This window comes from Enterococcus sp. 7F3_DIV0205 (genome assembly GCF_002141365.2).
Lineage (GTDB): Bacteria > Bacillota > Bacilli > Lactobacillales > Enterococcaceae > Enterococcus_L > Enterococcus_L palustris.
This window is the reverse complement of record NZ_CP147244.1, coordinates 2,170,615-2,182,098: the sequence shown is the minus strand read 5'-3', so window position 1 is coordinate 2,182,098 and position 11,484 is coordinate 2,170,615. Positions and strand designations below refer to the sequence as shown.

General features: G+C 34.7%; 7 protein-coding genes. 5 read left to right on the top strand and 2 right to left on the bottom strand.

All coding sequences use genetic code 11. The features are described from left to right. Positions 1–345 precede the first annotated feature (345 nt). The gene (locus A5821_RS10355) at positions 346–4,305 is read left to right on the top strand and encodes a WxL domain-containing protein (RefSeq protein ID WP_086314499.1); all 3,960 of its coding nucleotides are present in this window, start codon (positions 346–348) and stop codon (positions 4,303–4,305) included. 245 nt (positions 4,306–4,550) lie between these two features. On the opposite strand, the gene A5821_RS10350 is transcribed toward A5821_RS10355, so the two are convergent. Both A5821_RS10350 and A5821_RS10345 read right to left on the bottom strand, forming a co-directional pair. Next, positions 4,551–5,264, bottom strand: a complete 714-nt coding sequence (locus A5821_RS10350) for a DNA-binding response regulator (protein ID WP_086314498.1) — start codon at positions 5,262–5,264, stop codon at positions 4,551–4,553. 12 nt (positions 5,265–5,276) lie between these two features. Beyond that, positions 5,277–5,975, bottom strand: coding sequence for a Crp/Fnr family transcriptional regulator (locus A5821_RS10345; protein WP_086314497.1), 699 nt, complete (start codon positions 5,973–5,975; stop codon positions 5,277–5,279). A 282-nt stretch (positions 5,976–6,257) separates the two neighbouring features. On the opposite strand from A5821_RS10345, the gene A5821_RS10340 reads away from it, so the two are divergent. From A5821_RS10340 to A5821_RS10325, 4 genes are read left to right on the top strand one after another with little or no spacing between them, the layout of a single operon-like run. Further along, positions 6,258–7,424 carry an Ig-like domain-containing protein gene (locus A5821_RS10340; RefSeq protein WP_170923015.1) on the top strand — a complete coding sequence of 389 codons (1,167 nt, stop codon included), beginning with the start codon at positions 6,258–6,260 and terminating at the stop codon, positions 7,422–7,424. A 21-nt stretch (positions 7,425–7,445) separates the two neighbouring features. After that, on the top strand, positions 7,446–9,047 hold the full coding sequence (locus A5821_RS10335; RefSeq protein WP_086314495.1) for an Ig-like domain-containing protein: 1,602 nt from the start codon (positions 7,446–7,448) through the stop codon (positions 9,045–9,047). 1 nt (position 9,048) lies between these two features. Further along, entirely contained in the window at positions 9,049–10,608 is a 1,560-nt protein-coding gene (locus A5821_RS10330; RefSeq protein ID WP_086314494.1) for a MucBP domain-containing protein, read from the top strand. A gap of 11 nt (positions 10,609–10,619) precedes the next feature. Next, positions 10,620–11,285, top strand: a complete 666-nt coding sequence (locus tag A5821_RS10325) for a hypothetical protein (RefSeq protein WP_086314493.1) — start codon at positions 10,620–10,622, stop codon at positions 11,283–11,285. Positions 11,286–11,484: the final 199 nt, after the last annotated feature.

Here is an 11,484-nt window from a genome sequence, read left to right as displayed (position 1 = left end):
TGGATAAAAATGTGATAAGCTATTTTTGAGCGAAAAATTAAAACCTGACCGATAGTTGTCAGGTTTTTTTGTATACCTAAAAAATAAGGAGTTAAAAGCATAGACTATTTTTATTAATACTAACACAGCTTGATATAATTTAAATGTATCGGGAAAGCGCTTACCTGTTGTTTTATATATTTAGAATTCGCTGTAGAATTAGTAAGGGTATCGTAACGAATAGAGTTAGTCAAGGTGAAAATCCTACCAGAATTAAGAATAATTTCTTTTTCCGAAAATGAATTTAATAAATGATTCTCTATTTTCAACTAAATAATTAACCTCTATAAAAGGAAGTGTCAGGAATTGAAACATAAAAATAAATTAGTGATCTTTGGGATGTTACTGATAGGAATAATCAGTATAGGTAGTTTCTATTTAGAGAATACAACAATCAAAGCTGAAGACGAAATAGAACAAGCGAATCAAGTACATAGAACAACGGTAACACCGAAAGCAACATTTGAGGGGAGAATTGCTCAAGTATACACTGGAGAGCAATTAAAAAATGCTGTAAATGATTGGTCTGTCAAACAAATAGAACTAATGAACGATGTGAAGATGACATATAGTATTCACTATGTAAATAGAAATTTAGTTATCAGAGGGAATGGATATAAACTTGATGCAGTTTCATCAGGTTTTCAGGTGGAGTCTGGAGATTTTACTTTTAGATTAGAAAATATTGTTTTAGCAGGTGCAAGTCTTGAAAAGCCACTACTCAATTATAAGTCGGATTATTCAGGTCCAATAAGTACTGTTGAAATGGAGAATGTCAGTGAGGGTGCAAACAATCAATCACCAATTACCAATCTACAATATTCAAATCTAGTGTTTACTGGTGGAAAAAATATTTTTAATAATACAAAAACTAAATTTGAAGAATCTGTTTTATTTAGTCAAGCTAAGATGACTATTCAAGGTGGTGCGCAAGTCAGTATAAACCAAAAGGATATGAAGGTAATTAGTGGTTTTGAGGAGGGGGATTTCGCGTTATATATGACGGAAAAGTCGAAATTGATTATAAATACGACGAAATTTGACTCAATCAATCCAAAAACGAACATAGTCATAGAAAATGCATCTGAAATTAACATAGCTGGGGGTTCTACTCTTGACATAAGTGCAGAAAATAGTGAGAAGACCCAGTCGATCCCTATTATTAATTTTTATAGTAATCGAAATTACCAACTGCCTGCTATGATTAAAGTGAGCGAAGAGAGTGAGCTTTCAATTCATGGTTCTGATCTACGGACAGGAATTTCTATGTCTACTTACAAAGGTTCAGAGATTGATGTTACAAACGCCAAACTAAACATTGCAACAGAAAAGGGAAACGGAATTTATATGGGGCAAGTGAATGGGTCAAATGCAACAGGCTCAAAAATAACTGCTCAAAATGGTGGACAGATAGCACTAAAAGGCTCTGGAAAACATGTATTAGAATTTCAAATAAAAGAACCACAAGTTAATATTTCTAAAAATAGTAGACTAGATATTCAGCACGAAACACAAGAAGATACGTCGAGTGTTTATATGAATGGACAGACGCCTAAAATGATGGTCTCTGATAATAGTCAAGTCAATTTAGTAGCTTCTAGAAATGGGATTCAGTTATCTGGAGATAGAGCGTTGTTTAAAGTAGAGGGTGGCTCGAAAGTCTTTGCTACTGTCGATCAAGGAGATAGCATTCAACTGGAAGGGGGGAACCCTAGCCTAGAGGTTTCTGGAAAAGAGACCATTCTAAAAGGAGAAAGTAATCGATTGGTTCAACGTGATGGAAGAGCGACTATTTATTTAGGAAAGCGTGATGCTGAGACGTACAGTGAAGGAGCACGTATTACAATTTCAGATGAGGCGCAAGTAGATCTTATAGCAAATAAATCTAGTGCGATGGTGATGCAGTCAACAAAGGGTGTCTTTGATCTAACAACTGGGGCGAAATTAATGATTAAATCTGGTGAAACCTACGGTGATAGTTCAATTGCAGCGGCATCATTGAGATTTATGAGAAGTGGACAGCCCTCTTTGAGGAATGGACATTATACATTTAATATTGACAATGCAGAATTGACGATCGAAAAAACAGGTGGGAATGCGGCCACGTTAAGATTATTTGGCTTTGGAAATCAAGTGAATGTTAAGAATAATGGGAAATTTGTAGTAAACAATCCGGGAAGTGGGACAGTGAGTAACGGTGGAAGTGGTGATGGAAACCAAGGGATTCATTATACTACAGCTAACGGTATAGGTGCTGGAGATGTCAATAAATTTAGTGTTGAAGACGAAGGCTCAGAAGTAAGGATTAATGCTGATTATGGACCTGCGATTGATATGGATGAACAAAAAGGATCAATCATTGCTCGAAATGATGGCTATTTCGAAGCAAGAGGTCAAACCGCTAGCAGTAATGTAGGAATCTTTAGAACCACGAATCGATTAGAGGTTCTGTTTGATAAACCATTTTTTATGGATTTCAGTAATACTCGACCTGGCGGTGGAAATATTTTGCAAGCAGACAATTTATCTACGCTAACGGCGATTGAAAGTGATTTGTCTCTATGGAAAAAAGGGACTTCAATAGAACAAGATCCAGATTTGAACTTCCGTGATTTAGATTATGGCTTTGAGGGAGAAAATTTCAAAGATCTGGCTGCAACAAATAGACCAGAGGATTTTAACGTAACAACAATCGGAACGGAAGGGTTAACAAACTATACTCGTTTAAGTAGTAATAACGCTCGCTGGGCTGTGGCAGATGTCCTTCGAGTACCAACAACGGCAGATAAAAAAATACATGGACGAGTAAGCCTACCTGTTGGATTGAATCGAACGCGTCCAGCATGGGATGATGAAGCAGAAGTCACTGTAGAAGTCCAAAGGGCAAATGGGGAAAAAGAAGTCTATGAAAAAGTGAAATCAGTAGGGGATAGTAAAGCGAAACCTGGTATTAGTATTTATGGAGAGAAACCTCAAGGAGGACTTTTTGAGATTGATACAGGAAAATACTTTGAAGTTGGAGATAAAGTCACTATTACAAAAGTAAACTTAACAAGTGGGGAACTAACACCAGGATTTGATAATCAAATTTTGACAAAGACAGTAGAACCATTCCAAATCATTCCACCCAAACCTATCACAGTTGAGAGTAATGCGATTAACAATCAGGCCACAAGTATCAAAGGGCATGTGGAAGATAGAACGGTAGAATTTACGGCTACATTAAACGGACAACCTCTGGATACATCTAGTGTCGTTGTTGATGAGATGGGGAACTTTGAGCTGTCTCTGGAAGCAATGACGTTAAAAGAAGGAGATGAGATTCAACTCTTTGCAAGAGACCATGAAGGGTCAGCATTAAAAGCAGGAGTAGTGAATCCACCGATAACGAACAATGATACAGGGAATAGTAACCCTAGCCAAAAATTGACTTTTCATGATACATCATTTGAAGCTGCACCTACAATTAATGTGAGTGAGCTCATGCCTTTAAGCGTTCTATTCCAAGATGAAAATGGCCAGGCGATTCATAAAACGTTGACAATGTTCAAGGAACCAAATGAATCAGTTGATTTAACGAAGGAAGAGCAGATTACAAGCGCGATTCAAACATTAAAAAAACAAGAATACAATCTATTTAAAAAACCAAAACCAGAAGTAATCATAATGAACGAGGCAAAGACGGTCATATATCAATTTATGGGCCCAACAGAAGAACTAATTTCAGACAAAGAACCGCAGACAGATGAATTTGCGATTCGGGCCGTTTCTGACTTTAAATTCCCACATGTTCCAATCGGGACAACGCGAGCAATCAAGTTGGATAAATTAACACCTGAACCCTCGGAAGGTGCAAAAGGGTATAGTTCAGGAATTGAAGTGGCAGATATGTCCGGAACGGCTAAAGGCTGGAGTGTGAGTGTAGCCATGACAACACCGCTACAAACAACTGAAGGGAAAGAATTAAAAGGCTGGGAATTGTATATCCCAACTGAAAAAGTAAAATCTGGCGGAGTAGAAACCAAAGACGCGATTGGACATACGGTGACCGTGACCAAAGAAGGCGCAACAGGGTCTGTCTTTAGTGCAGCTCAAGGTAAAGGCAAAGGCCGATTTGCAGATATATTCGAATCCTATACAGAAGAAGCAACAACAGAAGAAGGACTTACTCGGAAAAAAGGTGTTCAACTGACTGTTCCAAGTGGTGCGTATAAAGGTGCGTATCAAGGGAAGCTGACTTGGACGCTGCAGAATGTACCGAATTAAGAAATAAAAAAGTGTAACTGAACCCAAAGTGATTGCAACGATGGAGTACTAGGGATTTAGTTAATAAGATGATTTTATTTTAGAATGTGATATAACGACAGTTTTAACCAGTTGCAATGAATTATTTGAAACCTAGATTTCATTATAAAGTGTTGATATTAAAAGAAAGCTTGAATCAGAGGTTGGTTATATTACCACCTCTAATTTAAGCTTTTTTTATATGAGTGTTTTAAATTATTATTACTTTATTGAGCTGTTTTTCGATTAGCAATACGATAACCGACAGAACGAATTGTTTTGATATAACAAGGTTTGGAAGGATTCTGTTCGATTTTTTGCCGTAATCGAAAAACAATATTTGCAATTTGGGTCCGATGATGAAAAGTTATTTCTGCTGTTGGCCAAAGTATATGAGCTATTTCTGTGTATGTTGCAGATTGGTCTTTTTTTTGAACTAAATAGTTGAGTAATTTGTATTCAATTTTTGTTAAATATACTGTTATATTCCCCTCTAAAATAGCTGATATGTTTTCAGGCACTAAAGTTATTGGAGTAGGTGTTTCAATTTTTGGAGAAATTAAGTATTCTTTTTTTTCAGAATAGTTATTAAAGAAATTAGTTAAATATATTAAAAATTCGTCAGGCTGAATAGTATGATCAAGTACTGCCCCAGCACCAAGCTGTAAGAAAATTAGTCGATCGAGTTTAGTTGATTCTTTTAACAATATCCAAATGAATAAATTGGTTTGCTTTTTAATTGTCATAATAATTTCGTAAAGTTGATCGTTTTTTTTGTATTCGTTATGCGAGTAATCGATGAGTACAGTATCGACTGTATCTAGTTGATTTAAAAAATGTAAGTGATCTAATGGCTGGATCACGTAGTTATTCCCTTCTAGCTCTTTTACGTAGTTTGAATGAACGTTGTCATCTATTGATAGTACACCGATTGTATACATTTTATACCCCTCCTAGAATAATAATTGTTTGAAAAAATAGTTTATATTTAAAATTTCAATGGAGTTATCCACATAAGAAAGTATCTTTTTTTCTTTTAATTTTTCAATTATACGTGTGACGTAAGAACGACTGACACCAGAAAGTTCTGAAATTAGCTCGTGTGTAATATATGCGGGAAGTAAAAAACTTTCTGATGAATTCACTTCGATATCCTCTGTGGCAAGACTGAGTAAGATTTCTAAAAAAGCTTCATAGACCCTTTTTTCACCTCTATTGGAAGAGTAAAACCATTTAGAAAAATATATTTGTGAATTAAGTTGATAGTTGAAAGATAGAAAATTAGAATAATGAGAGTTATCTTTTGCTAGTTTGGTAAGAGGGATTTTATCAATCTCAATATCATTCAAAGCCTGCAAAAAATAAACGGATGAGTTATTTTGAATTATATCTGAATAAAATAAGACATCATTTTGAGTTAAAATTCGTATTGTCTTGATATTTCCAGACCAGTCAATAACCGATTCTTTAATACTTCCATATTTTATGAAATATAAGTCATCCGGTGTGGGAAATTCGATTATTTCTTTTTTTTTAATATATAAATTGATGATATCCTTCCTATTAAAATGAGTTTTTTTTAGTGAATTTTGAAAAAAATGTACATTCTTTATTTTTTGCTCTAAAAAAAAGTTAGTAAGATAGTTTACCATGTTGTGTGTTATCCCCAATCTCAGTTATATATATAAAAATGTTTTTTTTACTTTAAAACTAATATATCATTTATTTTATATAAAAAGACGTTCCTCAGGAACTTTCTAAAAATACAAACACAAAGTATGATAAAAAGGAAAGGAGGAACAAATTGAAAGGGTATAAATTTGGAAAAAAAAGATAAATGAAGAGGAGGGGGTATTATTCTTTTTTTGAAAAAAATAAAAAGTTTTATATTTTTTTTAATTTTTTTGTGTATGTTTTTTTATGGAGAAGAAGCATTGGCAAAGGAAAACACTGTATCAGATAGTATATTTCAATATTCACTCTCAAAAGTGGCTTATCTATCAAATATGAATGTTGCTACTATTGAAAAAAATCAAAATTGGGTATTAAATAGCTTTGACTCATTTAGAGGAAACAATCTTCAAAATAACTTTGTTACAAGCGAAACCAACGAAATACAAATTACCCGTAGTATAGCAAATTATTCAAAAATTTATGAGCTGTCAATCACTGATATGAACTGGGGAAAAATATACGGTTCAACTACGATTTATCGAGGCATCTTAAATGGGAATATTCAGTTGAATGCAAAGTTTGAACCAGGAAATACCTATGTCGTATTGGTAAGAGAATTTGATCCTTGGGGACAATTAACAGGCAAAAATTATCCCATTGGTTATTTTGGTACAGCACAAACAAGCAATCCTCAAGTTAGTAAACCAAAAATCAATGAAGTCACTGACAAGGATACTACAATTTTCGGAACAGCTACTCCGAATACCACAGTCCACTTAACGATAGGGACTGATAAATACAGAGGGACCACGGCGACAGATGGTTCATTTTCAATCAACTTAGATCACTCATATCCTGCTGGTACAGGTCTAGAAGTCTACACTATGGATAGTACTGGTGGGAAAAGCGAAAGCTTAATCGGGATCGTCAAAGGTGCGAACGATACTATCGGAGTAAATCCAATCTACTCATCAGATTCTGTCATTACAGGGAAGACTATTCCAAATGTTTTAGTTGAAGCAAGTATTGATAACTCTAAAGTGAGAGCACGTATTTATGAAGGAACTTCTGATTCACAAGGTTATTTTTCAATTGATTTGAACGGGAAAACCTATCCAGCCGGAACACAAGTAACAATTACAGCTTTCAAGTCTGACGGAACTAATATCTCTAAGTTGGTTATCGTTTACCCGAGAATTCCATCAGTAAATACAGTGAATATAAATGACACTGTGATCACTGGATCTGCGGATCCCAATGCTAAGCTTGAAGTTTTGATTAATAATATAGATAGATATAGAACTACAGTAGATGCAGCTGGGAATTTTAGAGTCGTTGTTGATCCGCTAAAATTGGGAGATAAGTTGTCGATCTATCAAGAAAGTAATGGAATTAATAGTGATACGGTGAGTATTATAGTGAAATAAATAAAGGGGGAAAATACAATTATGAATAAAACAGTTTTAAAAGCTAGTCTAGGTTTAGCTCTATTTTCTACTATGCTAGTAGCTAACACACAAATGGTGCAAGCAACAGAAACAACAAACATTTCACAGAGTTATGCGGATAATTCTTTAGATGTAACGCAAGGCTGGAAAGTAAACTTCTCTACTAATTTGGCTAATGTTCATGAAGAAGATATTTTTAAACAAAATATGAAGAGTCCAACATCTACTCAAAAAATGGTTTTGAATAACTTTGGAAATATCGGAAATGCTGAATTAACTGCTAAAAAGACGATCACTATGAAAAAAGGCCACACATACAATTTGGATTTGATTTATGCGATGCAATTTAGTAATGGCTCTGGTTATATTGATTTTAATGGAGAAAAAATTGATTCAGCCTCAATTAATAATGATGCGAAAGATCATGCCTATAAAAAAGTAGTCAAAGCAGATGCTGATATGGACTATGTAATCACAATCTATTACAAAGTACCAATGAGAGCGACAGGTTATCTCAAATTAGCTTATGATACTAGCTTAGGCAATGGTATCGAAGAACAAAGTAATATAGCATCTCCCGAATTGATTGCTCCTACAGAAGGCCAAACAAAAATCACTGGTACAGGAATTAGCGGCAATACAATCAATATTTATGATGCTGCTGGAAAACTACTAGGTAGCGGAACTGTAAACAGTCAAAATAACTTTGAAATTACTGTAAATCGTCCATTTATCAAAGGGGAGGAAATCACAGGATATCAAGTTGATAAAAATGGTGTTATTAGTGAAAAAGGAACTGCAATCGTCAAAGAAGCATTGAATCCAAGCAAACCTGAGTTAGATAATCCTATTACTGAAGATACAACAACGATAACAGGTAAAGCAGATCCAGGAGCAACAGTTGATGTTAATATTGGTGATGAACATTATGAGACTGTAGCAGACGACGATGGTAACTTCTCAGTCGAGCTAGACCACACATTCCCGTATGGTACAGAAGTGCATACAACTGCTAAAGACAAGGAAGGAAACGCGAGCGAACCGTTAGATACAATCGTGGAATATGCGGATACAGCAAAAATTGATTTCGACTACACATTATCTAGTATCGATCAATATATATCAGGAACAAGTTCAAGACCCAATACTAAAGTAGAAATAAAGGTTGGAGCTAGAATTTTTAGTACAACAACGGATGACCAAGGAAATTACGTATTGGAACTTCCAACAACTTATAAACCAGGTACTCCTGTTAAAGCAACAATTACAGATAAAGCTGGTACGACTGCTGTTGCAAATCAAATCATTTTACCTAGAATGCCTACATTACCATCATTGTCATCTGGGATTAAAGAAATATTTGGAGTAGTGGATCCAAACGCTGTTGTAAAATTGGTTGTTACTCAAGGTGAAAATAGTTATAATCTTCAAACTACTGCAGATGCAAGTGGTGATTATACAATTTCATTGAAAGATCCTGATACTGGTGCAGATATTGTATTAGGGGTGGGAGATAAAGTTGAAGCACAAGCAACACTTGAGAGCTTAGGTCTTTCATCTGAAGTGCTTACAACAACCATTTGGACTAGAGCATTAAACTAATATGATGAAAAAAAAGGTATTGTTGTACTTATTGTTTACCTTGATAATGTTGGTTCCATTCGGCTATTTGTCGACTGCCAATGCTTCTGATAGAAGTGAAGTACTTGATGTTACAACTGGCTGGGAAACAGATTTTCATACCAATTTGCCCAATATTAATGTAGATCAGATTTTGGTTCAAGGTTTTATGAATTCAACATCCCCTAAAGAAAAATATGTGTTAAGTAATTTTGGTAACATTGGAGATGCTGAGTTAACTGCTCGTAAAACGATACCTATGAAAGCAGGATATACGTATAAATTAGATTTGATCTATGCCTTTTTATTTAGTAATGGAACAGCATATATTGATTTTAATGGAGAGCGAGTAGTTAGCAAAAGCGGTGATTCTTCAGACCAAGTATTTAAAAAAGAGATTGCTGTGACGCAAGATGCATTGTACACAATTACCATTCATTTTAAAGTAGCGATGAGATCAACTGGTTATTTCAAACTGGGGTATCGTATGGATAATAACGGTTTTGAAGGTTTTAAAACCGAAGCTCAAGTAACAGTCCACTATTTAGATGAAGATGGCAATTCAGTTTCTCCCGATGATATATTAACTGGAATTGAAGGTAGTTCGTATACGGCTGAGCAAAAGGATATTCCAGGTTATACATTTGAAATAGTACATGGAGAAGTCGCTGGATTTTATACGGAAGAACCTAAAGAAATCAGTTATGTATATAAAAAGAATCTGATAAATCAAGGCCAGGTTATCGTTCATTATAGAGACACAAAAGGTGATTCGTTGCTTTCGGACAGTATTTTAACAGGTAATCTAGGAGATGCATATAAAACAGAACAAAAGAATATTCCTGGATACATGTATGAATCAGTGATAGGGGAAGAAACTGGTCAATTTTCCGAAGAGTCCAAAGAAGTTATTTATGTATATAAAAAAACTTCGGCTACTCAGGGGCAGGTCATCATCCATTATAAAGATGAAGAAGGCGAGTCATTACTTCCAGATAGCAAAATATCTGGCGATATAGGCGAGAGCTATACAACAGAACCCAAAAACATTGCTGATTTTATAATTGCTTCAGTTGATGGAGAAGAAACGGGTATATTTTCCGAAGAACCTAAAGAGGTCACTTATGTATATAAAAAAGCTTCAATAAATCAAGGTCAAGTAATAGTGCATTATGTAGATAATGTTAGAAGTAAAATTCTACCGGACAAGGTTCTAACAGGCATGGTAAATGAGAACTACGAAATCAGCCCTCAGCTTATAGCAGGTTACTCTTTTGAAAAGGTAGAAGGAAGTTCAAAAGGTGTTTTTTCAAAGCAATCACAAGAAGTCACCTTTGTATACACTAAAGAAGCTTATTCAGTAGATGAAAACCCTAGTCAGCTTGTGCTGGATTCAAGTCGAGTAGCATCACTTCCGACTCATTCAGCAAATAGATTTCCCGATACAGGTGAAAAGACGATTTATTTATGGGGAATTATTGGAGGAGTTTTCTTATGTATTTTTGTAGGATGGCATCTATATTCAGAAAAAAATATAAATTAGGAGGAAGAAAAATGTTTAAAAAATCTATTTTATTAGTTGCAAGTTTATTTTTAGGAGGTATGGCTCTAAGTGCAGCAAACGTTTCTGTTAACGCAGAAGAAGCACAAGCAACACCACAAGCACCGCAAGCCCGTACATTGATCGTAACTGCAAAAGGAGATTTAACAGGTTCACTAGTTCCGTATTATGATAAAGCGGTGATACCAGGTTTAGATACTGGCTATATTGACTTGCATTATAAATCTCATGATACAGGTTTTGTAGATGGAGATAATTCTTATTTAACTATTGAATTACCACAAGAATTTGCTACGATTGCTAAACAATCATCGTTCAAAGAGAATATTTCTGGTCGTGTTCAAAGAAAGGGTCTTTTAGGAGATCGTTGGTTTACGTATTCACCAAATGATATTTTAATCAATGGGACACAAATTTCATTTAAAACACCTAAAGAATTATGGTTTATCCACGGCGAAGTTAATGCAGATATTTCAATCAATTATGGAAATGTTCAAAAAAATTATCCAATCCGTTTGATTAAAAATAGTGCGCAACGTTATACTTTCAAAGCAGCATTAAGACGTTCAATGGCTCCTTGGGATCCAATTCAAAATCCAATTTTAGGAACTAACAGCAGTCAATGGGCTAGTGACTACTTCACTGCTTATTGGGACTAAGAAAAACGTTTTTTGAAAATTCTAAATGAGCTTCTATATCTAGTTAGCAACTATGCTATTAAAAAAGTAATTTTAAAAACCTGACAGACAGTTGTCAGGTTTTTTTCTGTACAATAGAAACAAGTCGTTAGAAACATCAGACATTTTCAAGTATACTTATAAACATACTTAAAAATAAGGAAGATTTTTCTAAAGATAG

What these genes read in the sequence shown, in the direction of transcription:
- A5821_RS10350 (WP_086314498.1), bottom strand. Translation starts at nt 5,264, where the DNA reads ATGTATACAATCGGTGTACTATCAATAGATGACAACGTTCATTCAAAC.
- A5821_RS10345 (WP_086314497.1), bottom strand. Translation starts at nt 5,975, where the DNA reads ATGGTAAACTATCTTACTAACTTTTTTTTAGAGCAAAAAATAAAGAAT.
- A5821_RS10335 (WP_086314495.1), top strand. Translation starts at nt 7,446, where the DNA reads ATGAATAAAACAGTTTTAAAAGCTAGTCTAGGTTTAGCTCTATTTTCT.
- A5821_RS10330 (WP_086314494.1), top strand. Translation starts at nt 9,049, where the DNA reads ATGATGAAAAAAAAGGTATTGTTGTACTTATTGTTTACCTTGATAATG.
- A5821_RS10325 (WP_086314493.1), top strand. Translation starts at nt 10,620, where the DNA reads ATGTTTAAAAAATCTATTTTATTAGTTGCAAGTTTATTTTTAGGAGGT.